The organism is Sulfitobacter sp. M85, from assembly GCF_029285915.1.
GTDB lineage: Bacteria > Pseudomonadota > Alphaproteobacteria > Rhodobacterales > Rhodobacteraceae > Sulfitobacter > Sulfitobacter faviae.
The window spans coordinates 56,334-81,238 of record NZ_JABECQ010000008.1 but is presented as its reverse complement, the minus strand read 5'-3'; the positions used below and the strand labels follow the sequence as shown (position 1 = coordinate 81,238).

At 63.4% G+C, this 24,905-nt stretch carries 22 protein-coding genes and 1 riboswitch; of the genes, 9 read left to right on the top strand and 13 right to left on the bottom strand.

All coding sequences use genetic code 11. The annotated features are described in order from the left end of the window. Positions 1-272: 272 nt before the first annotated feature. The gene (ettA, locus tag HKX24_RS15015) at positions 273-1,928 is read left to right on the top strand and encodes an energy-dependent translational throttle protein EttA (protein WP_271692318.1); all 1,656 of its coding nucleotides are present in this window, start codon (positions 273-275) and stop codon (positions 1,926-1,928) included. Between the two features lie 286 nt (positions 1,929-2,214). Here the strand turns inward: ettA and HKX24_RS15010 are convergent, their stop codons facing one another. Then, the gene (locus HKX24_RS15010; protein WP_271692320.1) at positions 2,215-3,192 is read right to left on the bottom strand and encodes a response regulator; all 978 of its coding nucleotides are present in this window, start codon (positions 3,190-3,192) and stop codon (positions 2,215-2,217) included. 374 nt (positions 3,193-3,566) lie between these two features. Between HKX24_RS15010 and HKX24_RS15005 the strand changes: the two genes are divergently transcribed. Next, positions 3,567-3,773 (top strand): cold-shock protein, encoded by a 207-nt coding sequence (locus tag HKX24_RS15005; protein WP_067265226.1) that lies wholly within the window; start codon positions 3,567-3,569, stop codon positions 3,771-3,773. Positions 3,774-3,914: 141 nt separating this feature from the next. Beyond that, entirely contained in the window at positions 3,915-4,466 is a 552-nt protein-coding gene (locus HKX24_RS15000) for a L,D-transpeptidase (protein WP_067265327.1), read from the top strand. A gap of 314 nt (positions 4,467-4,780) precedes the next feature. Here HKX24_RS15000 and HKX24_RS14995 read toward each other — a convergent pair whose 3' ends face one another. The 6 genes from HKX24_RS14995 to HKX24_RS14970 all read right to left on the bottom strand — a co-directional run bounded on the left by HKX24_RS14995 (position 4,781) and on the right by HKX24_RS14970 (position 11,131). Further along, positions 4,781-5,761, bottom strand: a complete 981-nt coding sequence (locus HKX24_RS14995; RefSeq protein ID WP_271692321.1) for an ABC transporter substrate-binding protein — start codon at positions 5,759-5,761, stop codon at positions 4,781-4,783. Between the two features lie 27 nt (positions 5,762-5,788). Then, positions 5,789-6,628, bottom strand: a complete 840-nt coding sequence (locus HKX24_RS14990; RefSeq protein ID WP_271693855.1) for an ABC transporter permease — start codon at positions 6,626-6,628, stop codon at positions 5,789-5,791. Beyond that, positions 6,628-7,488, bottom strand: coding sequence for an ABC transporter permease (locus tag HKX24_RS14985; RefSeq protein ID WP_271692323.1), 861 nt, complete (start codon positions 7,486-7,488; stop codon positions 6,628-6,630). Before HKX24_RS14985 ends, HKX24_RS14990 begins: the two co-directional genes overlap by 1 nt. Then, positions 7,488-8,273, bottom strand: coding sequence for an ABC transporter ATP-binding protein (locus HKX24_RS14980; RefSeq protein ID WP_271692324.1), 786 nt, complete (start codon positions 8,271-8,273; stop codon positions 7,488-7,490). Before HKX24_RS14980 ends, HKX24_RS14985 begins: the two co-directional genes overlap by 1 nt. A gap of 74 nt (positions 8,274-8,347) precedes the next feature. Then, entirely contained in the window at positions 8,348-9,808 is a 1,461-nt protein-coding gene (gene hydA, locus HKX24_RS14975; RefSeq protein ID WP_271692325.1) for a dihydropyrimidinase, read from the bottom strand. A gap of 72 nt (positions 9,809-9,880) precedes the next feature. Beyond that, positions 9,881-11,131, bottom strand: coding sequence for a Zn-dependent hydrolase (locus HKX24_RS14970; protein ID WP_271692326.1), 1,251 nt, complete (start codon positions 11,129-11,131; stop codon positions 9,881-9,883). A 156-nt stretch (positions 11,132-11,287) separates the two neighbouring features. Here HKX24_RS14970 and HKX24_RS14965 point away from each other — a divergent pair, with 156 nt between their 5' ends. After that, positions 11,288-11,926, top strand: coding sequence for a TetR family transcriptional regulator C-terminal domain-containing protein (locus tag HKX24_RS14965; RefSeq protein WP_271692328.1), 639 nt, complete (start codon positions 11,288-11,290; stop codon positions 11,924-11,926). A 99-nt stretch (positions 11,927-12,025) separates the two neighbouring features. After that, positions 12,026-12,238, top strand: coding sequence for a hypothetical protein (locus HKX24_RS14960; protein WP_271692329.1), 213 nt, complete (start codon positions 12,026-12,028; stop codon positions 12,236-12,238). A 22-nt stretch (positions 12,239-12,260) separates the two neighbouring features. Here the strand turns inward: HKX24_RS14960 and preA are convergent, their stop codons facing one another. Next, positions 12,261-13,574 carry an NAD-dependent dihydropyrimidine dehydrogenase subunit PreA gene (preA, locus tag HKX24_RS14955; RefSeq protein WP_276154083.1) on the bottom strand — a complete coding sequence of 438 codons (1,314 nt, stop codon included), beginning with the start codon at positions 13,572-13,574 and terminating at the stop codon, positions 12,261-12,263. A gap of 25 nt (positions 13,575-13,599) precedes the next feature. Then, positions 13,600-14,931 carry an NAD(P)-dependent oxidoreductase gene (locus tag HKX24_RS14950; protein WP_271692331.1) on the bottom strand — a complete coding sequence of 444 codons (1,332 nt, stop codon included), beginning with the start codon at positions 14,929-14,931 and terminating at the stop codon, positions 13,600-13,602. Between the two features lie 331 nt (positions 14,932-15,262). Between HKX24_RS14950 and HKX24_RS14945 the strand changes: the two genes are divergently transcribed. Further along, complete coding sequence (locus tag HKX24_RS14945) at positions 15,263-15,469, top strand: cold-shock protein (protein ID WP_209217039.1); 207 nt, start codon at positions 15,263-15,265, stop codon at positions 15,467-15,469. Between the two features lie 49 nt (positions 15,470-15,518). On the opposite strand, the gene HKX24_RS14940 is transcribed toward HKX24_RS14945, so the two are convergent. Then, complete coding sequence (locus HKX24_RS14940; RefSeq protein WP_276154082.1) at positions 15,519-16,175, bottom strand: arylesterase; 657 nt, start codon at positions 16,173-16,175, stop codon at positions 15,519-15,521. Between the two features lie 50 nt (positions 16,176-16,225). On the opposite strand from HKX24_RS14940, the gene HKX24_RS14935 reads away from it, so the two are divergent. Then, positions 16,226-16,894, top strand: coding sequence for an ATP-binding cassette domain-containing protein (locus tag HKX24_RS14935; RefSeq protein ID WP_271692335.1), 669 nt, complete (start codon positions 16,226-16,228; stop codon positions 16,892-16,894). Further along, entirely contained in the window at positions 16,891-19,422 is a 2,532-nt protein-coding gene (locus tag HKX24_RS14930; RefSeq protein ID WP_271692336.1) for an FtsX-like permease family protein, read from the top strand. Before HKX24_RS14935 ends, HKX24_RS14930 begins: the two co-directional genes overlap by 4 nt. 34 nt (positions 19,423-19,456) lie before the next feature. Here HKX24_RS14930 and gcvP read toward each other — a convergent pair whose 3' ends face one another. The 3 genes from gcvP to gcvT all read right to left on the bottom strand — a co-directional run bounded on the left by gcvP (position 19,457) and on the right by gcvT (position 23,925). Then, positions 19,457-22,303, bottom strand: coding sequence for an aminomethyl-transferring glycine dehydrogenase (gene gcvP / locus HKX24_RS14925; RefSeq protein ID WP_276154081.1), 2,847 nt, complete (start codon positions 22,301-22,303; stop codon positions 19,457-19,459). Positions 22,304-22,410: 107 nt separating this feature from the next. Next, positions 22,411-22,770 (bottom strand): glycine cleavage system protein GcvH, encoded by a 360-nt coding sequence (gcvH, locus tag HKX24_RS14920; RefSeq protein ID WP_271692338.1) that lies wholly within the window; start codon positions 22,768-22,770, stop codon positions 22,411-22,413. 21 nt (positions 22,771-22,791) lie between these two features. Beyond that, complete coding sequence (gene gcvT / locus HKX24_RS14915; protein ID WP_271692339.1) at positions 22,792-23,925, bottom strand: glycine cleavage system aminomethyltransferase GcvT; 1,134 nt, start codon at positions 23,923-23,925, stop codon at positions 22,792-22,794. Positions 23,926-24,074: 149 nt separating this feature from the next. After that, positions 24,075-24,161: riboswitch (glycine riboswitch) on the bottom strand. 101 nt (positions 24,162-24,262) lie between these two features. Here gcvT and HKX24_RS14910 point away from each other — a divergent pair. After that, complete coding sequence (locus HKX24_RS14910) at positions 24,263-24,853, top strand: gamma-glutamylcyclotransferase family protein (RefSeq protein WP_271692340.1); 591 nt, start codon at positions 24,263-24,265, stop codon at positions 24,851-24,853. Positions 24,854-24,905 lie beyond the last annotated feature (52 nt).

Sequence of the window (24,905 nt, the reverse complement as noted above, 5' to 3'; positions counted from 1 at the left end):
CGGTTTTTACCGTCCAACCGCAGATTGAATAAATTCTAGCGCGAAAACGGCCGAAAAGTCGACCGAATTTCACTGATCGACTGCGCGGATCGCCTGCCAAACCCTTGCAAAACCGCCCAATAGCCTGCCCAGCCATGCCACCTGCGCGCGCCACAGGCGCGCCGCGCAAAGCGCCGCCGGGCAAGGTGCCTGCGCGGTACAGAGTGTTTGATATTGCGCCGTCCGGGCGATATTGCACTGCAAACCCCAAAACGCGTTGCAAGGATTCTCCAATGGCCGCCTATCAATACGTCTATCACATGTCCGGCGTCTCCAAGACCTATCCCGGGGGCAAGAAGACATTCGAAAACATCCACCTGAACTTCCTCCCCGGCGTGAAGATCGGTGTCGTCGGCGTCAACGGCGCGGGTAAATCCACCCTGCTCAAGATCATGGCCGGGCTCGACAAGGATTTCTCGGGCGAGGCATGGGCCGCCGAGGGCGCGAAAGTCGGCTACCTGCCGCAGGAGCCGAAACTCGACCCCGAAAAGACCGTGCGCGAGAACGTCATGGAAGGCGTGGCCGAGAAGAAGGCGATCCTAGACCGCTACAACGATTTGGCGATGAACTACTCGGATGAGACCGCTGAGGAGATGGCCAAGCTGCAAGACGACATCGACGCGCAGAACCTGTGGGACCTCGACAGCCAGATCGACGTCTCGATGGAAGCGCTGCGCTGCCCGCCGGACGACGCGATGCCGGAAAACCTCTCGGGCGGTGAGGCGCGCCGCGTGGCGCTCTGCAAACTGCTGCTCGAAGCGCCCGACATGCTGCTGCTCGATGAACCGACCAACCACCTCGACGCCGAGACCATCGCCTGGCTGCAGCAGCACCTGATCGACTACAAGGGCACCATCCTCTGCGTCACCCACGACCGTTACTTCCTTGACGACATCACCGGCTGGATTCTCGAGCTCGACCGTGGCCGCGGTATTCCCTACGAGGGCAACTACTCAGACTGGCTGGAGCAGAAGGCCAAGCGGCTGGCGCAGGAAGCACGCGAGGATAAGTCCAAGCAAAAGACGCTGGAGCGCGAACTCGAATGGATGCGCCAAGGCGCCAAGGCCCGTCAGGCGAAGTCCAAAGCCCGGATCGCGGCCTATAACGAGATGGCAGAACAATCTGAGCGCGAAAAGCTTTCCCGCGCACAGATCGTCATCCCCAACGGTCCGCGCCTCGGCAACAAGGTGATCGAGGTCGAAGGTCTGAAGAAGCACATGGGCGACAAGCAGTTGATCGACGGGCTCGACTTCTCGCTGCCGCCGGGTGGCATCGTTGGCGTGATCGGCCCCAACGGCGCGGGTAAATCGACGCTCTTCAAGATGCTGACCGGGCACGAGAAACCCGACGAGGGCACCATCGAATACGGCGACACGGTTGAGTTGTCCTACGTCGACCAGAGCCGCGACGACCTGAACCCCGAGGACACCGTCTGGCAGGCGATCTCGGGCGGGGCGGAGCTGATTAAGCTCGGCGACGCCGAGGTGAACTCCCGCGCCTATTGCTCGTCCTTCAACTTCAAGGGTGGCGACCAGCAGAAGAAAGTGGGCCTCCTGTCGGGCGGTGAGCGCAACCGCGTGCACATGGCGCGGCTGCTGAAAGAGGGCGGCAACGTGCTGCTGCTCGACGAGCCCACCAACGATCTGGACGTCGAAACCCTCCGCGCGCTCGAAGACGCGTTGGTGGATTTCGCGGGCTGCGCCGTGGTCATCTCGCACGACCGTTTCTTCCTCGACCGGATCTGTACGCATATTCTGGCGTTTGAGGGCGAGGCGCATGTGGAATGGTTCGAAGGCAACTTCGAAGACTACGAGGAAGACAAGAAGCGCCGTCTGGGTGCCGATGCGCTGGAGCCGAAGCGCCTGAAGCACAAGAAGTTCGCGCGGTAAGCCTTGCGACTTAGCGATTTGGAGGGCGTCGGATTTCCGGCGCCCTTTTTCGTGCGCTCCATTGCCACTGGGCCGCCCGGTGGCACACCGGGCATCGCCCTCCCTCCCCCCGGAGGGCGATTTTGCAACGCTGCAACAGCTTGCCAGACCTCCACATCTTGCAGCGCCCCGCCAAACAGCGCGGTAGCGGATCGCCCCCAGGGAGGGCGACGCCCTTACCGCTTACCTTCAACGCAAAAACCCGCCCGCATTGCGGACGGGTCTATCCCTTTAAAGGCTCCTGCCCTCAGCGTTCGTCGTCGATCGCCGTCTCCAGCTGGGCAAAGAGGTTATCCTCATCATGCCGCACCAAACCATGCAGCGGATCCCAGCTTTGCAGATATTCGCGCAGCTTATTGCTGGCCGACAGACCCGACCAGAGGCGCTGTTCGGTCACCGAATGCACCTGCAAGGACGGGGCCAGCCCGCCATTCATGCCCTTGCCGTCCCAGTTCTTCTCCAGATGCTCGCGCATCCGTTCGGCCATAGTGGCCGTGTTCAACCGCGCGCGGCTCATCACCACGCCGATGAAACGCCCGCTGCCCGCATAGGCCAGATGAAAACGCATACCCTCCAGCGAATGTACTGAAGCGCGGGCCACCTGCTCCATCTGGCGGCGGAAGGCCGGCGCCTTGACCGCGCGATAGATGCCGCGCGCCCCCTCGACCGAGATCGAAAACAGGCTCATCGAGAAACAGCCGCTCGGCAGGCGCAGCAGGTAGTTCTCAAGCGCAGAGACATTGCTACAGGCCGACACATCGAGGTCGAAATCCTCGTCAAAGCGGATCTGCATCATCTGCGTTAACTCGGTCAGCGTATGCTGCGCCTCGCGTTCGCGCAGCAGAGACGCGTTGAGCATGCTGGCGGCGTTGATCCGTGCGCTGAGTTCGACACCATCCAACGGTTTGCAAAGGAAATCCGTGGCACCCGCGTCAAAGGCCCGCTGCATCATCGCAGGCTCTTTGCTAGCCGTGATCATGATGATCGGCACGGCGCGGTAAAAGGGCACATCGCGGATCATCTCACACAGGCTGATCCCGTTGATGCCCGGCATCATGATATCAAGCAGGAAGGAATCGAAGGGCCGGTTCGACTCCTGCATGATCTCCAGCGCTTCTTCCGAGCTTTCGCAGCAGGTCAGCTCGTAATTGTCATTCTCGGTCAGGCAACCTGTGAGCAGATCAAGGATGACCGGGTCATCGTCTACGGCAAGGATACGCATCATGTCTCGTTACTCCACATGGGGGGCGCTGGCAGGCGCACTTGGGGCTTTCTGGCAAAAAACCACCTACGCCGGGCAGTAATGAGACCGGTTTGCGGCAAACTCGGGACGGTGCAATTTGGCGTGTTTACCGCAAAATATGGGGATCGCGAAACTTCGTGGCGGGAATTTGCCGAAATTCGCGCTGCTGAACCCGCCGAAACCCGCCAAGATGCGATGCCCCTTGAACGAATCCCCCCCGAGTGCAATATAGACGGTGCAGACGTTATCTTTTTCGACCCACTGTCTCCCTCATACGGCGCTCAGTCTATCGATCCAGACCAACCACGCCGGGCCATCGCACCAACGCGGATGGCATCAATATGGAGACTACGGATATGGCCACTGGCACCGTAAAATGGTTCAACACAACTAAAGGCTTCGGCTTCATCGCACCCGACGGCGGCAGCAAAGACGTTTTCGTGCACATTTCCGCTGTTGAGCGCGCTGGCCTGACCGGCCTGGCCGACAACCAGAAAGTGACCTTCGACATCGAAGCTGGCCGTGACGGCCGTGAATCCGCGACCAACCTCGCGCTGGCCTAAGGCCCGGGGGCTTCGGTCCTGATGCAAGAATTCGAACCGACCTGCTGACACCGGCAGGTCGGTTTTTTTATGTCCAGCCTTGCTAAAATAGCCTCCCATGGCAAAATGCGGGCGAAACGCATTATTTTGATGGAGCCTGCCATGCGCCGCCGTACCTTTTTGACCAGCACCGTGGCCGCAGCCGCCCTTCCCCTGATGGCGCAGGCGCGCACCGCCGCCTATGACCCCGCCCCGCAGATGGTCCCGGTCAAGGCGCAATATGCGCCCGGCCAATTGCTGATCCTGCCGCGGAGTCATTACCTCTATTTCGTGACGTCGCCGGGCCAAGCGATGCGCTATGGCGTGGGCGTCGGCAAAGCGGGGCTGGAGTTCACCGGCACCGCGACCATCGACGTGAAAAAGGAATGGCCCACATGGCGGCCAACCAATGAGATGATCGAACGCGACCCGCAGGCTTACAAACGTTTCATCGGCAACACCGACGCCCAGCCCGGCGGCCCCGGCAACCCCTTGGGCGCGCGGGCGCTCTACCTGTTCCAAAACGGGCGGGACACCTATTTCCGCATTCACGGCACCACGCAGCCGAACTCCATCGGGCGGTCCGTGTCGAACGGTTGTATCCGGATGCTGAACGAGCATGTGATCGACCTGTACCAGCGGGTGCCGATTGGGACGAAGGTTACGGTGCTCTAAGGCCAGCCAAGAGGAGAACAAGGGCGGAGCCTTGCGCTGGCCTTTACCGCCCACATCGGCTCCGGCTCCAAGGGCCATCGCCTGCCCGTGGGGAGGCGATCACAACAGCAGGCAATGCCACTTTATGGCGCAGATTTGATGTGCGGCGGAAAGCGCAGAGTAACTCTCGCCAAATCGCCTACCCGCCGGGACGGGCAGGCGATGGCCCGGCGCCTGCGGCTTGATTCCGGGCCCTGAGACCACTTGGGAACGTCGCACAAACGAAAAAGGGCCAGCGCAGCGCCGGCCCCTCCCCTCATCATAGACGCCAAAGCTTACTGAAGCGCCTTATCCGTCACATCATGCGTCCAAGCGCCCTCGGGCTCCTTGGTGATCATGCCACCTTCCATGGTGATCGCCGCACTGCGATCAAAGGCCGCCTCGTCCAGCCGCCCGTCGCTGCCCTCGGTCAGCTTGGCGATCTCGCCCATCATGCGGGTCTGGTGCTTTTCGGTCTGCGCGCCGGTCTGGTCATTTTCCAGCACGATGTCGGCGGCTTCCTCGACATTCTCCTCGGCGTATTTCCAGCCTTTCATGGAGGCCCGGACGAAGCGCGCCAGTTTGTCGACCATCTCGGGGTCTTCGAGGTTCTCTTCGGTGGTATAAAGACCGTCCTCCAGCGTGGAGATGCCCTCGTCCTCATATTTGAAAACCACCAGATCCTCGGGCGTCAGCCCTGCGTCGATTACCTGCCAATATTCGTTGTAGGTCATGGTGGTGGCGCATTCGACCTGCTTTTGCAGCAGGGGATCGACGTTGAAGTTGATCTTCTGGATCGTCACGCCGCCCTCGGAGCCATCGGTCGGATAGCCCAACTTGCCCATCCAGCTCATCAGCGGAATTTCATTGCCAAAGAACCAAGTGCCCAGCGTGTTGCCGGGGAAGTCCTCGGGGCTTTCGATGCCATGTTCCTTGAGGCAGGTCAGCATCAAGCCCGACTTCGCGAAAGGCTGTGCGATGTTCACGATCGGCGCGCCCTTCTCCCGCGCGGCCAGCGCCGAGGGCAGCCAGTCCACCATCACGTCGGCCCCGCCGCCCAAGAGCACCTGCACCGGCGCGATGTCCGGGCCGCCGGGCTTGATCGTGACATCCAGCCCCTCTTCTTCGTAGAACCCCTTGTCCTTGGCCACATAGTAGCCCGCGAACTGGGCCTGCGTGACCCATTTGAGCTGTAGCGTCAGGTCGTCGGCGGCCTGCGCCACGCCCCCCCAGAGGCCCAAGGCGGCCCCGGCGGCGATCTTCGTGATGGTTTTCATTTTTATCTCCCTGTTGGTTGGTCGTCTCTAGTTCCTTTGGCTGGGGTGCCAGAAAGTCACCCGTCCTTCGATAAGGGCCATGATACCATAGAACGCCGATCCGGCTATTGCCGCGACCACAATCTCGGCCCAGACCAGATCAAGCGCAAGCTGACCCACCGAGGTGGAGATGCGAAAGCCCATCCCCAGCACCGGAGAGCCGAAGAATTCAGCGACGATGGCGCCAATGAGGGCAAGGGTCGTGCCGATCTTCAACCCGTTGAAGACAAAGGGCATCGCCGCGGGCAGCCGCAGCTTCAGAAGCGTCCGCCAATAACCGGCGGCATAGGTGCGCATCAGGTCGCGCTGCATGGCGTCGCTGGCCTGCAGCCCCTGCACCGTGTTCACCAGCATCGGGAAGAACACCATGACCACGACAATCGCCGCTTTCGACTGCCAGCCGAAGCCGAACCACATCACCATGATCGGCGCCATGCCGATGATCGGCAGCGCGGCGACGAAATTACCCACCGGCAAAAGGCCGCGCTGCAAGAACGGAAAGCGGTCAATCGCCAGCGCCGTCAGGAAGGCCGCGCCGCAGCCGATGATGTAGCCGCTGATCGCCCCCTTGATGACGGTCTGCACGAAGTCGATCCACAGGATATCGAGCGACGTGGCCATGCGCGCCGCGATGACTGAGGGCGCGGGCAGCAGCACTTGGTTGATCTCGAACCCGCGCACCACGCCTTCCCAGACGGCGATCAGCGTGATGCCAAAGACCACCGGTGCCGCCAGCGACGCGCCCCGCGAAGGCCGCTGCCGCGCCAGCCAGACGTTGAGCGACAGGCCCGCGACCCATGCGACCACGGCAAAAAGAACCCAGCCCATCATGCCATCCCCATCCGCTTGAGTGTCAGCCTCTGTACCAGCCCGATAAGCCCCACCATCGCCGCCGCAAGCGCCGCCGCCATGAGAAGCGCGCTCCAGATCTGCACGGTCTGGCCGTAGTAGCTACCGGCCAAGAGCCGCGCGCCGAGGCCAGCGACAGCCCCCGTCGGCATCTCGCCCACAATGGCCCCGACCAGCGAGGCCGCGACGCCGACCTTCAGCGAGGTGAAGAAATAGGGCATCGAGGACGGCAGCCGCAGTTTCCAGAAGGTATGCCAGCCGCTCGCGTTCCATGTCCGCATCTGGTCAAGCTGCATCTGGTCGGGGCTGCGCAGCCCCTTCACCATGCCCACGACCACCGGGAAGAACGACAGATACATGCTGATGATCGCCTTGGGCAGCAGGCCCGACAGGCCCACGGCATTCAGCACCACGATGATCATCGGTGCGATGGCGAGGATCGGAATGGTCTGGCTGGCGATCACCCAAGGCATCACGCTCATGTCCATCGTGCGGTTGAAGACGATGCCGACGGCGAGAAGCGTGCCGAGCGCGGTGCCCATGACGAAGCCCAGAAAGGTCGCGCTGAAGGTGACCCATGTGTGATAAATCAGCGAGCGTTTCGAGGTGACCTTCTTCTCCACCGTGGTCTTCCACAGTTCCGCGCCGACCTGATGCGGCGCGGGGAGTTTCGGTTTCTCCTGCGACCATGTGTCGGCCACCAATTCCGAGAATGTCAGCGTTTTGTCGGCCCGTGCTGCCACATCCCGCGCCCATTGCGCGTTGAGTGCTACGGCCGCGCCATACCAGACGACGATCAACAGACCCACGACCGTGAGAACGGGGATAATGTTACGCATCAATCGTCCCCATGCCCGGCGCGCAGCCCCTCGCGCACGCGGTGTGCGATTTCCAGAAACTCGGGCGTCTCGCGGATCTCCAGCGGGCGTTCGCGCGGCAACGGGCTTTCGATCACGTCGGCGATCCGTCCGGGACGCGGGCTCATCACCACGATCTTGGTGCTGAGGTACACCGCCTCGGGGATCGAATGGGTGACGAAGGCGATGGTCTTTTCGGTGCGCGCCCAGAGCTTCAACAGTTGCTCGTTGAGGTGGTCGCGCACGATCTCGTCCAGCGCGCCGAAAGGTTCGTCCATCAGCAGGATGTCGGCATCGAAGGACAGCGCCCGCGCGATCGAGGCGCGCTGCTGCATCCCGCCCGACAATTGCCAAGGAAACTTCTTCTCAAACCCCGAAAGCTCCACGAGGTCGAGCACCCGTTTCACCCGCTCGTCCTGCTCGGCCCGCGGCACGCCCATGATCTCCAGCGGCAAGCGGATGTTGCCGCCGATGGTGCGCCACGGATAGAGGCCCGCCGCTTGGAAAACATAGCCATAGGCCCGCGATTTACGCGCTTCCTCGGGCGAGACGCCGTTGATGGTCACGCTGCCGCCCGTGGGCTGCTCGAGGTCGGCCATGACCCTCAGAAAGGTCGTCTTGCCGCAGCCCGAGGGGCCGATGAAACTGACGAAATCCCCTTTGTGGATCTCGAGGTTCACGTCTTTCAACGCGTGGACCGGCCCGTCATTGGTTTGAAAGGTCAGGTCAAGATTGCTGGCGCTGATCACGCTCTGGCTGTCATTCACGTATTTTACTTCCCTGTTGGTCGGCCGCTTTTAGCGCGGCACTTTACCCGGTTGTCGTGGCGGTTCTACATGGCTCAAATCCCCGCCGGGATGTTCAGCGGGTCGCGCTTGATCATCTTGGGGCTGTTGAGTTCCTTCCATTTGCTGAGGGCGACGTTGGCGCTCGGGAAGGCCGGGCGCGGCACGAAACGGCCCCGGCCGGGCTGCGGCTGGCTGTTCTGCCCCCAAGCCCAGATCACCTCGCCGCGGCTCAGGGTGTAGCGGCTCTGCGCCTTGACCTCGAAGCCTTCGAAGACGTTGTAATCGAGCACCGAATGGTGGTTCGCGGGGCTGATTGTCTTGGTGATCTTCGGATCCCAAACCACGATATCGGCATCCGCCCCTTCGACGATGGCACCCTTCTGCGGATAGATGTTGAGGATCTTGGCGATATTGGTCGAGGTTGCGGCGACGAACTCATTCGGTGTCAGGCGTCCCGTCTCCACCCCTTCGGTCCAGAGCACGGCCAGACGCTCCTCCAGCCCGTTCGAGCCGTTGGGGATGATCCGGAAATCATCGCGACCCGCGCGTTTCTGCTCAGTGCTGAAAGCGGCATGATCCGTCGCCACCACCTGCAGGCTGCCCGATTGCAAACCGGCCCAGAGGCTGTCCTGATGGTCTTTCGAGCGGAACGGCGGCGACATGACGCGGCGCGCAGCATGGTCCCAATCGGTGTTGAAATACTCTGACTCGTCCAGCGTCAGGAACTGGATCAGCGGCTCGCCGTAAACCCGCATCCCCTTCTGCCGCGCACGCCGGATCGCCTCATGCGTCTGCTCGCAAGACACATGCACGATATAAAGCGGCACACCCGCCGTGTCGGCAATGGTGATGGCGCGGTTCGCGGCCTCGCCCTCAAGCTCCGGCGGGCGGGAATAGGCATGGCCCTCCGGCCCGGTGATGCCCTGATCGAAATACTTCTGCTGCAACTCGGCCACCAGATCGCCGTTCTCGGCATGGACCATCGGCAGCGCGCCCAGTTCTGCGCAGCGCTTGAAAGAGGCGAACATCTCGTCGTCCTCGATCATCAGCGCGCCCTTGTAGGCCATGAAGTGCTTGAAGCTGTTCACCCCCATGTCGACCGCGTCCTTCATCTCGTTGAAGACGGTCTCGTCCCAGCCGGTGACGGCCATGTGATAGCCGATGTCGCTGCAAATCTGCGGCGCCGACTTGCGGTGCCATTCGTTGATCGCGTTCTTGATGCTGCCATCCGCGCCGGGCAGGCAGAAGTCGACCACCATCGTGGTGCCGCCGACTGCCGCGGCCCACGTGCCGGACTCGAAGGTCTCAGCCGCCGTGGTGCCCATGAAGGGCATCTCCAGATGCGTATGCGGATCGATCCCGCCGGGGATCACATAGGCGCCTTCCGCGTCGATGTATTCGTCACCCGTGAGGTCCTCGCCGATGCGCTTGATCTTCTCTCCCTCGATCAGCACGTCGGCTTTCCACGTCCGGTCCGCCGTGCAGACCATGCCACCCTTGATTACCTTGCTCATCTTTCTCTCCCCATCTTTCGGGCTATTCACATCGGGGGGCCGGGGCAGCACCCCCGACCTCCGCCCGAGTGTTCAGCCCTTTATTTCCGCTGTCTCCAGCACCGCATGGAGCAGCACATCCGCCCCCGCCTTGGCCCAATCCTTGGTGATCTCCTCTGCCTCGTTATGGCTCAGACCATCGACACAGGGGCACATCACCATCGCCGTCGGCGCCACGCGATTGATCCAGCAGGCGTCATGCCCCGCGCCAGAGATCAGGTTCATATGGCTGTAGCCCAGCCGTTCGGCGGCGTTGCGCACAGCCGTCACGCAACCCTCGTCAAAGGCCACGGGATCAAAGCCGCCGACCTTTTCAAATTCGATCTGCACATCCATATCGTCGGCGATCTTTTGGCCCTCTTCGCGCAGACGGACCTCCATATCCTCGATGACCGACAGTTCGGGCGACCGGAAATCGACGGTAAAGACCGTCTTGCCGGGGATCACGTTGCGCGAATTGGGATAGACCTCGATATGGCCCGCCGCGCCGACCGCATGGGGCGCGTGGCTGAGCGCGATCTCGTTCACCTTCTCCAATACCCGCGCCATGCCCAGCCCCGCGTCGCGGCGCATCGGCATGGGGGTGGAGCCTGTGTGGCTGTCCTTGCCGGTGATCGTCACCTGCGTCCAGCTCAGCCCCTGCCCGTGGGTCACAACGCCGATATCCTTGCCCTCGGCCTCCAGAATCGGGCCCTGTTCAATGTGCAACTCGAAGAAGGCATGCATCTTGCGCGCGCCGACTTCCTCCTCGCCGCGCCAGCCGATGCGCTGCAACTCGTCACCAAAGCTTTTGCCCTCAGCATCGGTGCGCGCGTAAGCCCAGTCTTGTGTGTGGATGCCAGCAAAAACCCCCGACGACAGCATCGCGGGGGCGTAACGGGTGCCTTCTTCGTTGGTGAAGTTGGTCACAACGATCGGGTGTTTGGTCTTGATGCCCAGATCGTTCATCGTGCGGATGATTTCCAACCCGCCGAGCACGCCAAGGATGCCATCGTATTTCCCGCCCGTCGGCTGGGTGTCGAGGTGGCTGCCCACATAGACCGGCAGCGCATCGGGGTCAGTGCCCTCCCGCTGGGCGAACATATTGCCCATCTGGTCGAGCCCCATGGTGCAGCCCGCCTCTTTGCACCACTTTTGGAACAGGGCGCGGCCCTCGGCGTCTTCGTCCGTCAGCGTCTGGCGGTTGTTGCCCCCCGCCACGCCGGGGCCGATCTTGGCCATTTCCATCAAGGAATCCCACAGACGGTCGGGATCAATCTTGAGGTTCTCTCCGGGCGCGGGCATAGGTCACTCCTCTGTCATCGGCTGGGGCCGTGTTGTTTTTTTACCATTTGGTAAATCCACGATTGCGATTAGGTTAGGCTCTGTCAAGAACTGGTTTGAAACAACCCGCCGCCGATCCGGCAAACGCCTTTTTTAGCAGCACCAAGGATCATTGCCTTGCCCGAAAGCACCGCCAAGAAACCCAGCCGCATCCAACGACGCAACCGCCGGGTGATTCTGGATGCCGCGCTCGAAGTCTTTTCCAAACACGGCTACCGGGGTGCCACGCTGGATCAGATCGCCGCCGAGGCTGGGCTGAGCAAACCGAATATTCTCTATTACTTCAATGGCAAAGAAGACATTCACGTCACGTTGCTGTCGCAGCTGATGGAAACATGGCTCGACCCGCTGGTGGAACTGGACCCCGACGGCGACCCCCGGCGCGAGATTTTGGACTATGTCGAACGCAAGCTGACCATGTCGCGCGAACTGCCGCGCGAAAGCCGTCTTTTCGCCAATGAAATCCTGCAAGGTGCCCCGCGGATCGAGCCGGAATTGCACAGCCATCTCAAACCCCTGTTTGATGAGAAATGCGCCGTGATCGCGGGCTGGGTGGCGGCTGGCAAACTGCCCGCGCTGGACCCGCAGCACCTGATATTCTCGATCTGGGCGACGACCCAGCACTACGCGGATTTCGAGGCGCAGGCGCAAATCCTGCTCGGTCCCGAGACCGATCCCCGGCCCCGCGCGCAGGCCCATCTTCAGGCGATGTTCGGCGCGCTTTTGGACCAGCCCGCGCCAGCGCCAAACGGTTAACCATAGCGGCCAGTGGCGCCCTGCGTTTAATCCCCCGTTAACACATGCCCCCCAGTCTGTCTGGCGGGTGTGGGCTCCTTCCAAGGTTAAGGGGCAGTGATGAATGTAGGCGATATAAAGGGCGCAGGGGCTACGCGGGATGCGAAGGGCGCAAATCCGGCAGCGTCCGATGAACCAGCGGGCGCACCGCCCGTCACCCGCGAAGAGATGGCCCGGGATGCGGCCATGGCGCTGATCGTGGCGCGGCGGGAGGTGGCAGAGATACCGCCCCCCGCTGACGATACCACCACCCCGCCCCGCAGAAAATCCTGAACGCGGGGCGGCGGCTCTTGTCTTACTCTGCCGGTTCGACCACTTGGGCAGAGGGGTTGTTGGGGTGCGTGGTCCAGTTGGCATAGTCCGGCGTCACCGTCTTGCCCGTGCGCAGGTCGGTGGTGCCCGCCGCCAGTTCCTCCATTGAGATGCAGTCTTCGACCGGGCAGACGTTGACGCAGAGGTTACAGGCCACGCATTCCTCCTCGACCACCGTGAAGGTGCGGTCTTCGGACATGGCGATGGCCTGGTGGCTGGTGTCCTCGCAAGCGGCGAAGCAACGCCCGCAGGAGATGCATAGGTCTTGGTCGATCTTCGCCTTGGCGACGTAGTTCAGGTTCAACTGGTTCCAGTCAGTGACATTCGGCACCGCGCGGCCCACCAGTTGGTCGACCGAGGTCAGCCCCTTGTCGTCCATGTATTCCGACAGGCCCGAGATCATCTCTTGCACAACCTTGAAGCCATAGGTCATCGCCGCCGTGCAGACCTGCACATTGCCCGCGCCAAGGGCAAGGAACTCCGCCGCGTCGCGCCATGTGGTGACGCCGCCGATGCCGCTGATTGGCAGACCGTGGGTCTCGGGGTTGCGGGCGATCTCGGCCACCATGTTGAGCGCGATGGGCTTGACCGCCGGGCCGCAATAGCCGCCGTGGGTGCCCTTGCCGTCGATCGTGGGCTCAGGCGCGAAGAGGTCGAGATCGACCGAGGTGATCGAATTGATCGTGTTGATCAGGCTCACCGCATCCGCACCACCGCGCTTGGCGGCCTCGGCAGGGTAGATCACGTTGGTGATGTTCGGCGTCAGCTTCACGATGACCGGCATCCGCGTGTACATCTTGCACCAGCGGGTGACCATTTCGATATATTCCGGCACCTGCCCCACGGCAGAACCCATGCCGCGCTCAGCCATGCCATGCGGGCAGCCGAAGTTCAGCTCAATGCCGTCGGCGCCGGTCTCCTCCACATGCGGCAGAATGGCTTTCCACGCCTCCTCCTCACAAGGGACCATGATCGAGGCGATGAGCGCGCGGTCGGGGTAGTCGCGTTTCACCGCCTTCATCTCGCGCAGGTTCACTTCCAGCGGGCGGTCGGTGATCAACTCAATGTTGTTGAGGCCCAGCAGCCGCCGATCCGCGCCCCAGATCGCGCCGTAGCGTGGGCCATTGACGTTGACCACCGGCGGCCCTTCGGAGCCGAGAGTCTTCCAGACCACCCCGCCCCAGCCCGCCTCATAGGCGCGGCGCACATTGTATTCCTTGTCCGTCGGCGGGGCGGAGGCCAGCCAGAACGGGTTGGGGGATTTGATCCCGATGAAGTCGCTTCTCAGATCAGCCATGTTATGTCTCCCTCTCGGCGCGGCCTCAGCCCGCCGCCCCCATCAATGTGGTGTGAATGTCCATCGCCGCATCACGGCCCTCGGCCACGGCGGTCACCGTCAGGTCATCGCCGCCGCTGGCGCAGTCGCCCCCGGCCCAGACCCCGTCGAGGCTGGTGCGCCCGGTGCCATCGACCTTGATCTTGCGCCCGTCGAGTTCGGGCAGCCCCTCGCCCAACAGCGTCTGACCGATGGCCTTGAACACCTGATCCGCTTGCAGGCGCAGGGTTTGGCCGGTGCCCTTCATCGCCTCATCGACATATTCAAACTCGATCTCGCGCACCGACCCGTTGCCATGGACGGCAATCGGCACCGCATGGGTCACGATCCGCACCCCCTTGGAGGCAGCGAGGTCTTGCTCGAACACGCTTGCATTCATCCGGTCGCGCCCGCGGCGATAGACCAGCGTCACATTCAACGCACCCAGCAGCTTCGCCTGCACCGCGGCGTCCACCGCCGTCATCCCGCCACCGATCACCACCACATCACGGCCAATCGGCACGCCGGAAAGATCGCCAGACTGACGCAGCTCCGAGATAAAATCGACCGCATTGGCGACCCCGGCCTTATCCTCGCCCTCGGCCCCAAGGGCATTGACGCCCACCAGCCCCATGCCGAGGAACACCGCATCGTAGTCGGCCTTCAGCTCTTCGAGCGTGACATCCCGGCCCACGGCAACCTCGTGCCGGAAGGTGATCCCGCCGATCTGCATCAGCCAATCGACCTCGGCCTGCGCGAAGCCGTTCGGGGTCTTATAGGCCGCAATGCCATATTCGTTCAGCCCGCCGGGCTTGGGCCGCGCGTCGATGATCTCGACATCATGGCCCAGCATCGCCAGACGGTGCGCGCAGGACAGACCCGCTGGCCCTGCGCCGACAACGGCGATGCGCTTGCCCGTGGCTGCGGCCCGCTCGAAGGGATGCACGCCCTGCGCCATCAAATGATCCGTCGCATAGCGCTGCAACTGACCGATCAACACCGGCTTGCCCTCGGCCACCTCGCGCACACAGACCTCTTCGCAAAGCGTTTCTGTCGGGCAGACCCGGGCGCACATGCCGCCGAGGATGTTCTGGCTCAGGATCGTCTTGGCCGCCGCATCGGGCGTGCCAGTGGCGATCTGCCGAATGAACAGCGGAATGTCGATGTCGGTCGGGCAGGCCGTCATGCAGGGCGCGTCGTGGCAAAAGTAACAGCGGTCCGCCGCGACCAGCGCCTCATGTTCATCCAAGGGCGGATGAAGATCCGAAAACCCCTCGGCATAGCTCTGCGGTTCTAACCGCCCCGGAACGATCCCCGGCTCAAACACATCTCGTGCCATATCAAAATCCCTGTCGTTTTCTTGGTGTTTTGAAAACGCTCTCATGGAATCATTTTTTTATCAACTGGTAAATTTTTGAAAACCGCGCCTTCCGGAAAATCCCGAGATGCCTGCCAGTTTTGTAACAGGCAGGTTATATTTCATGGGCGCTTCCTTGCTTGCGGCCCCTCGCCCCGTAAAAATCCTTGATTTTAAAAATAGAGATTCCAATATCACAACTGCGACGCGAAGACTTTTCGACCCGGCTGCCCTAAGGCTCCAGCGATCACGAATTCGACCGAGCCGCGCTGCCGCATGTTGCGGGCAGATCAAAGAAAGGGAGACACGGGGCATGGCTACTGGCACCGTAAAATGGTTCAACACGACAAAAGGCTACGGCTTCATCGCACCTGATGCGGGCGGCAAAGACATCTTTGTCCATATTTCCGCAGTGGAACGCGCCGGGCTGACCGGGCTGGCCGACAACCAAAAGGTCACTTTTGACGTCGAAGCGGGCCGCGATGGCCGCGAAAGCGCGAGCAACATCGCGCTGGCCTGAACGGGCCACATCACGAGGATCGAAACGGACGCTGCGGCGTCCGTTTTTGTTAGCGGCGCTCGGCGGCGCGGGCGGCAAGCTCTGCCACCGCAGGGCCGATGTCCTCCACGATCAGCGCCACCCCTTCGGCATTGGGGTGGATGCCGTCGCCTTGGAAATAGCGCTGCACCGTCTCGCTCCGCGCGCTGGCGGCATTCTTTTCCTCGGCCAGCAGGCCGGTAAAGAAGTCCGGGTAGAACAGCGTGCCGTAAGCCTCGGCCAGATCGGGGTAGAGCCCTTCGAAATCCGCCTTATAGCCTGCCCCATAGTTGCCCGGCGCGCTCATGCCGACCAAGAGCACCTCAACCTCCGCCTTTTCCGCAGCGGCAAGGATGCCGTCGATGTTGCCGCGCGCCTGCGCCGGGTCCAGCCCGCGCAGCAGGTCGTTGCCCCCCAGCGTCACGATCATCGCGTCCACCTCGGGCGTCAGGGTCCAGTCGACCCGCGCCAGCCCGCCAGCGGTGGTATCGCCCGACACGCCCGCGTTGAGGATCTTGGCCTCGACCCCCTCGGCATCCAGCCAGCCTTGCAATTGCGGCACGAACCCCTCCTCGGCGGGCAGCCCGTAGCCTTGGGTCAGGCTGTCGCCGAGGGCTGCGATCACCACCTCCTCGGCCTGCGCCGCGCTGCCTAAAATAAAGGCAAAACAGATCAATACCTTGCGCATCCTTCGCGGACCTCCATATCCATCACGTATCCCAAGCCAGAGGCGACCCGATGAGCGACCCTGTCTATGACCTTCAAGATGTCACGCTGAGCCTCAAGGGCAATGCCGGCCCCGTCGATATTCTGCGCGGCATTTCGTTGCAGGTCCAGCAAGGGGAGAGCATCGCGCTGACCGGCGCTTCCGGGTCGGGGAAATCATCGCTGCTGATGGTCATGGGCGGGCTGGAGCGCGCCACCGGCGGCAAGGTCACCGCCCTCGGCCACGACCTGAGCGCGATGCGGGAAGACGGGTTGGCCCGGTTCCGGCAAGGGCGCATGGGGATCGTCTTTCAGTCTTTCCACCTCATCCCCACCATGACCGCGCTTGAGAATGTCGCCACCCCGCTGGAGCTTTCCGGCACCGATGACGCCTTTGACCGCGCCCGGGCCGAGCTTGAGGCCGTGGGACTGGGCCACCGGATCAACCAGTACCCCGCGCAGATGTCGGGGGGCGAGCAACAGCGCGTGGCACTCGCGCGCGCCGCAGCACCCCGCCCCGCGATCCTTTTGGCGGATGAGCCGACAGGCAGTCTCGACAGCCGCAATGGGGCCGCGATCATGGACCTGCTGTTTGAACTGCGCGACCGCCATGGTGCGACGCTGGTTCTGGTCACCCATGCCGATGATCTGGCGCAGCGCTGCGCCCGGGTGGTGGAACTTCGCGACGGGCGCCTCGCATGAGCCTGCGCCTTGCCGCCCGTTTTGCCCGCCGGGAAATGCGCGGCGGCCTGCGCGGCTTTCGCCTGCTGCTGGCCTGTCTTGCGCTTGGCGTGGCCGCGCTGGCCGCTGTCGGGACCGTCCGCGCGGCGATCGAAGCCGGGTTGGAGGCCGAGGGCGCGGCCCTTCTGGGCGGAGATGCCGAGCTTGATTTCACCTACCGTTTCGCCACCCCCGAAGAGCGCGACTGGATGGCCGAACGCGCCACGCGCGTCTCCGAGATCGTCGAGTTCCGCTCCATGGCCGTCACAGGCGCGGGCGAGACCTCAGAACGCGCGCTCACGCAGGTGAAGGCGGTCGATGACCTCTATCCGCTAATCGGCGAGATGGTCTTGGACCCCGCCCTGCCGTTGGAAGAAGCCCTTTCGCCCGAGGCCACCACCCTGCCCGGCGCGGTGATGGAACGGGCGCTGGCGGATCGGCTGGCCCTCTCCCCCGGTGACACTTTCGCGCTTGGCGAGGCTGAGTTCACCCTGACCGCGCTGATCAAACGCGAGCCGGATTCCGCCGCCAGCGGCTTTTCACTTGGGCCCCGCACACTGGTCAAACGCGCGGCACTCGAAGGCTCCGGCCTGCTTGCCCCCGGCACGCTTTTCAATAGCAAATACCGTCTCGAATTGCCCCAGGGCACCGCCCTCGCCCCGCTCGAAGACGAGGCCAAAGCGCGTTTTGCCGATGCCGGGATGCGCTGGACCGACGCGCGCAACGGCGCGCCGGGCGTGGCGCGTTTCGTCGAACGGCTAAGCGCCTTTCTGGTGCTCGTCGGGCTCTCGGGCCTTGCCGTCGGCGGGGTCGGCGTGGCGGCAGCGGTGCGGGCCTATCTGCAACGCAAAACCGCCGTCATCGCCACCTTCCGCAGCATAGGGGCATCCCGCGCGACGATCTTTCAGACCTATTTCATCCAAGTCGGCATTCTGGCCATGGTCGGGGTCGCCCTTGGCCTGCTGATCGGGGCGGGGCTGCCCTTGCTGCTCTCGCCGCTGATTGAGGCAAGCCTGCCCCTGCCCGCGCGTTTCACCATCTACCCCGCCCCACTGATTGAGGCCGCGCTCTACGGGCTGCTGACCGCCGCTCTCTTCACCCTCTGGCCGCTCGCGCGCAGCGCCGATGTCCGCGCCGCGACCCTATTCCGCGACGATTGGCAACGCCAATCGCCTTGGCCCGCCGCGCCCTATCTCGTCGCGATGGCGCTGCTGCTGGCCACTCTGCTTGTGCTGGCGGGTTGGTTCAACGGCTCGTGGTCGCTCACGCTTTGGACACTGGGCGGATTGGCCGCGACGCTCGCCGTGCTCGCGCTGGCGGCGGCGCTCTTGCGTCTGCTGGCCCGTGCTGCGGCCCGCCGGGCGCGGGGCCATCCGCGCCTGCGGTGGGCCCTGGCGGCCATCGGCGGCCCCGGCGAAGGGGCGACGGCGGTGGTGCTGGCGCTTGGCCTTGGCCTGTCGGTACTGGCCGCGGTGGGGCAGATCGACGGCAACCTGCGCCGGGCAATCTCGGGCAACTTGCCTGATGTGGCGCCCTCCTACTTTTTCGTCGACATTCAGAAAGACCAGATGCCCGGCTATACCGCGCGGCTTGAGGGCGATCCGGCCGTGTCGCGCATCGAAAGCGCCCCGATGCTGCGCGGCGTGATCACCCAGATCAACGGACGCCCCGCGCGTGAGGTCGCGGGCGATCACTGGGTCGTGCGCGGCGACCGGGGGGTGACCTATGCCGCGCTGCCGGGCGAAGACACGCGGATCACGGCGGGGGAATGGTGGGCGCAGGATTACAGCGGCGATCCGCAAATCAGCTTTGCCGCCGAAGAGGCCGCAGAGATCGGGCTGGAACTGGGCGACACGCTCAGCGTTAACATCCTTGGCCGCGACATCGCTGGCACGATCACCAGCTTTCGCGAGGTCGATTTTTCGACCGCCGGGATCGGTTTCGTGCTGACGATGAACCCCGCCGCCCTTGCAGGCGCGCCGCATAGTTTCATCTCGACCGTCTATGCCGAACCCGAGGCGGAGGCCGCGATCCTGCGCGATCTTGCCAGCGAATACCCCAACATCACCGCCATCCGCGTGCGCGATGCGATCGACCGGGTCGCGGCGGTGCTGGCTGGGCTCGCCTCTGCCATTTCCTTTGGCGCCTTGGCCACGCTGGCGACGGGGTTCATGGTGCTGATCGGGACCGCCGCCGCAGGCACCGGCGCGCGCAGCTATGAGGCGGCGCTGCTGAAAACCATGGGGGCCTCGCGCCGCGCCATCGCCACCAGCTTTGTGCTGCGCGCCGCGCTGCTCGGCCTCTTTGCCGGGGCGGTGGCGTTGCTGGCCGGGGTCACCGGTGGTTGGGCCGTGAGCCATTTTGTTATGGAGACTGATTTCGCCGTGGTCTGGCCCAATGCGCTTCTGATCATCGCGGGCGGCGTCTTGGCCACGGTGCTGGCCGGTCTGGGCTTTGCGCTGAAGGCGCTGAACGCCCGGCCCGCGGATATGCTAAGGGCGCAGGAATGATCCCGCGCCCTTAGGTGTTGTCTGGGTCTGAACCTTACTCCGCCGCTTCGGCGTAATCCTCCAGCGGTGGGCAGGTGCAGATCAGGTTGCGGTCGCCGTGCACGTTGTCGACACGGTTGACCGGCGGCCAATATTTGTCGACCCGGAAGGCGCCCGGGGGGAAGCAGCCCTGCTCACGGCTGTAGGGCCGGTCGCCCCATTCCACCACCAGATCCTCCACCGTATGCGGCGCGTTCTTGAGCGGGTTGTTGGCGCGGTCCATGCGGCCTTCCTCGATCTCGCGGATCTCCTCGCGGATCGCCAGCATGGCATCGCAGAAACGGTCAAGCTCGGCCTTGGTCTCGGACTCGGTGGGCTCCACCATCAGCGTGCCCGCCACCGGCCAGGACATGGTCGGCGCGTGGAAGCCGCAGTCGACCAGACGCTTGGCGACATCCTCGTTGGTGATGCCCGCCGTCTCCTCATAGGGGCGCACGTCAATGATACATTCATGCGCCACCCGGCCGGAGGGGCCTTTGTAGAGCACGTCGTAAGCCCCTTCGAGCCGCTTGGCGATGTAGTTGGCGTTGAGGATCGCCGCCCGGGTCGCCTGCGTCAGACCCTCGCCGCCCATCATCAGGCAGTAGGACCATGAGATCGGCAACAGCGAGGGCGAGCCGTAGGGTGCGGCCGAGACCGCGGCGCCTTCCTCATTCGGGTGGCCCGGCAGATGCGCGATCAAGTGCGATTTCACGCCGATGGGGCCCATGCCGGGGCCGCCGCCGCCATGCGGGATGCAGAAGGTCTTGTGCAGGTTCAGGTGGCTCACGTCGCCGCCCAGATCGCCGGGGCGGGACAGGCCCACCATGGCGTTCATGTTGGCCCCGTCGATATAGACCTGCCCGCCGTGGTCATGGGTGATCTTGGTCACCTCGTGCACGGTCTCCTCGAAGACGCCGTGGGTCGAGGGATAGGTGATCATGCAGCCGGCGAGGTTCTCGCTGTGCTGCTCGGCCTTGGCGCGGAAATCATCAAGGTCGATGTCACCGTTGGAGGCGGTCTTGATGACCACCACCTTCCAGCCCACCATCTGGGCCGAGGCCGGGTTGGTGCCATGCGCGCTCATCGGGATGAGGCAGATGTTGCGGTGCCCCTCGCCCTTGGCGCGGTGGTAGGCGGCGATGGTCAGAAGACCTGCGTATTCGCCCTGCGCGCCGGAGTTCGGCTGCATGGAAATCGCGTCATAGCCTGTGATCTCGCAGAGCTTGTCGGACAAATCGTCGATCATCTCGCGGTTGCCGAGCGCCTGATCGGCAGGGACGAAGGGGTGGATGAGCGAGAACTCACGCCATGTCACCGGCATCATCTCGGCAGCCGAGTTCAGTTTCATGGTGCAGGAGCCGAGCGGAATCATCGCCCGGTCAAGCGCGAGGTCACGGTCCGCGAGACGACGCATGTAGCGCATCATCTCGGTCTCGGCCCGGTTCATGTGGAAGATCGGGTGCGTGAGGTAATCGCTCGTGCGCAGCAGCCCCTCGGGCAGACGGTACTCGGGCGTGAAATCATCATCCGCCTGACGGATGCCGAAGGCGCGCCAGACCGCCTCGATCGTGTCAGGGCGGGTGCGCTCGTCGAGCGTAATGCCGACGCGGGTCTCGCCCACGCGGCGCAGGTTAATGCCCTCGTCCACGGCGGATTTCATCACCGCGGCCTGCAGCGGGCCAACCTCGACGGTGATCGTGTCGAAATAGCTCTCGGGCTGCACGTCAAAGCCCGCGGCCTCTAGGCCCTTTGCCAGACGCACTGTCTTGCGATGGATGCGCTGCGCGATTGCTTTCAGCCCCTCGGGGCCATGGAACACGGCATACATCGAGGCCATCACAGCCAGCAGCGCCTGCGCCGTGCAGACGTTGGACGTCGCCTTCTCACGCCGGATGTGCTGCTCACGCGTTTGCAGCGACAGGCGATAGGCGCGGTTGCCATGGGCGTCGATGGAGACACCGACGATCCGCCCCGGCATGGCGCGTTTCATTGAATCCTTGCAGGCCATATAGGCGGCATGCGGGCCGCCATACCCCTCGGGCACGCCGAAACGCTGCGTGCTGCCCACAGCGATATCCGCGCCCATCGTGCCCGGCTCTTTCAGCAGGGTCAGCGACAGCGGGTCGGCGGTGACGATGCCCACGGCCTTGACCTCGTGCAGCGCGGCCATGTGATCGGTGAAGTCGCGCACATGGCCATAGGTGCCGGGGTACTGGAAGATCGCGCCAAAGACCTTCTCGGCCTCCATCTCCTCGGGTTCGCCGATGATGACCTCAATGCCCAGAGGCTCGGCCCGGGTCTTCATCACGGCGATGTTCTGCGGGTGGCAGTTCACGTCGATAAAGAAACCCTTGGCCTTCGATTTCGAACTGCGCTGCGCCATGGTCATCGCCTCGGCACAGGCCGTGGCCTCGTCGAGCAGCGAAGCATTCGCGATTTCGAGCCCGGTGAGGTCGCTCACCATGGTCTGGAAATTGAGCAGCGCTTCCAAACGGCCCTGCGAAATCTCGGGCTGGTAGGGCGTGTAGGCGGTGTACCACGCGGGATTTTCAAGAATGTTGCGCTGGATAGCGGGCGGCGTGACGGTGCCGTGATAGCCCTGACCGATCAGGCTGGTAAGGACCTTGTTCTTGCCCGCGACGCGGCGCATGTGCTCAAGCACCTCACGCTCGCTCATCGCCTTGCCGAAATCCAGCGGCTCTTTCGCCCGGATCGCTTTCGGTAACGTGTCGTCGATCAGCGCATCAAGGCTCTCGGCGCCCACGGTGTCGAGCATCTGAGACATCTCGGAAGGGGACGGGCCAATGTGACGCCGATTGGCGAAATCATAGGGCAGATAATCGGTGGGCTTGAAGCTCATGTCGGGTTCCTCGTCACGGCGCGGCAGGGCGCCCCCTGTTTGTGGCGCGCCGCCCATGGGGCGACGCAGGTGATCAGCATCGCCGGAGCCCCGGCGCGCGCGGCGGTTTAGCCGATGAATTTCTGATAGGCGGCTTCGTCCATGAAGTCGTCCATCTGGCTGGCGTCAGAGACCTTCATCTTGAAGAACCACGCCTCGCCCTGCGGGTCGTCGTTGACCATGCTGGGGTTGTCGGTCAGCGCGCCGTTAACCTCGGTGATTTCACCGTCGATGGGCGCAAGGATGTCCGACGCCGCCTTCACGGATTCGATCACGACGACCTCGTCGTCCTTGCTGACGGTGGTGCCTTCGTCGGGCAGTTCCACGAATACGACATCGCCCAACTGCTCCGCGGCGTGCGTGGTGATGCCCACGACCACTTCGTCACCCTCGACGCGCAGCCATTCATGCTCTTCGGTAAATTTCATAATTGAGTTCCCTGTGTAGATTCAGCGTTTGAAGTTCGCCGCGACGAACGGCATTTTCGTGACAATCAGTGGCAAGCGCTTGCCGCGCACCTCGCCCCAAAGCGCAGTGTCGACCTTCGCATGCTCGGCGCTGACATAGCCCATGGCAACCGGGCCACCAACCGTCGGACCAAAGCCGCCCGAGGTCACGCGGCCAACCTCATTGCCACCCTCGGCGGCATCATAAATGGCGACCCCCTCGCGCATCGGCGCACGCCCCTCGGGCAGCAACCCCACGCGCTTGCGCGGCGCGCCGTCGGCCAATTGTTGCAAGATCACGCCCGCGCCCGGGAAGCCGCCCGCGCGGTCGCCATCCTCGCGCCGCACCTTCTGAATAGCCCAGTTCAACGCCGCCTCGACCGGCGTGGTGGTGGTGTCGATGTCGTGGCCATAAAGGCAAAGCCCGCCTTCCAAGCGCAGACTGTCGCGCGCGCCAAGGCCGATGGGCTCCACCTCCTCCATCGCCAAAAGCTTCTGCGCCAGCGCCACCGCGTCACCATTCGCCACGGAAATCTCGTAGCCATCCTCCCCGGTGTAGCCCGAGCGCGACAGGGTAACGGTGATCCCATCAAGATCGACGTCCCGCACCACATCCATGAATTTCATATCCGCCACCGAGGGCTGCAACCGCGCCAGCGCTGCCTCGGCCTGCGGCCCCTGGAGCGCCAGCAGCGCGCGGTGCTCCAGCACCTCAATCTCGCAACTGTCCGACAGGGCCTCCCGCATCAAGGCGATGTCATCATCCTTGCAGCCGGCATTCACCACGACAAACAGATGATCGCCCAGATTGGCCAACATCAAATCGTCCAAAATGCCGCCATTGGGATCAGTAAACATGGCATAGCGCTGGCGCATCTCCCCAAGGCCCAGCACATCGACCGGCACGAGCCGCTCCATCGCCAAAGCCGCATCCTCATAGCTGCCAGACTTCGCGCGAACGACGACCTGCCCCATGTGGCCCACATCGAACAACCCGGCGGCGGCACGGGTGTGCAGATGTTCCTTCATCACGCCAAGAGGGTATTGCACGGGCATGGAATAGCCCGCAAAGGGCACCATCTTGGCCCCCAGTTCCACATGCAAATCATGCAATGCCGTCTGCTTGAGATCGCTCATCCGGTTCGCCTTTCCTGTCGCTTCCGGATGACCTTTTGACCATGCCGGCACCTTAGCGCCGCAAATGCTGCGCCTGATGCCCCCTCTGTCCTTCCGCCTGAGATCGTTATCCCTTCGGCGTGCGCATCCGCGCCCCTCTCCAGAGTCTTGGTCACATCACGGTCCTGGGGCCTGAGAGTTTCCGGGGCGGTTGCTCCTTCGGCATCGGTGTTAACCGATTCTCCCGTGACGATTGGGCCTTTCGTATGCTGGGGCATACCTCTGCGTCAAGCATGCTTGTGAGCGGATGCGACACATGTTTTCTTACCGGCAACACGGCAGATGGAAAGCACCCCGCATGACCCCCTATTTCTTTGGCTACGGCAGCCTCGTGAACCGCAACACCCATAGCTACCCCGATGCCCGCACGGCGCAGCTCGACGGTTGGCGCCGCCAATGGGTCCGCACCGAAGGCCGCGATATCGTCTATCTTTCCGTAGTGCAGCACCCCGCCACCCGGATCGACGGGCTGATCGCCGCCGTGCCGGGCGCGGATTGGGCCGCACTGGACAAACGCGAATACAGCTACGAACGCCACGCCTCAGGCGGCGCGGTGGTGCATGACCTGACCCCCGCCCCCGACATCGCCCATTACGCGATCCCCGCCGACATCGCGGTGACCCACGGCGATCACGTCATCCTGCTCAGCTACCTCGATGTGGTGGTCCAAGGCTTCCTGCGCGAATTCGGCACCGATGGCGCAGCACGTTTCTTCGACACGACCGACGGCTGGGACACGCCCATCCTCGACGACCGCGCAGCCCCCCTCTACCCGCGCCACCAAACGCTGACAGAGGCGGAAACCGCCGTGGTCGACCAGCACATGGATCGCCTGTCAGTGCAGATCAAAGAACGCGCCGAAACAACCTTCGCCGCAAGGAACTTCTAAGGGCCAAAACACGCCCCCCCAAAACTTCCTTCATCCTTTCTCAAATACCCTC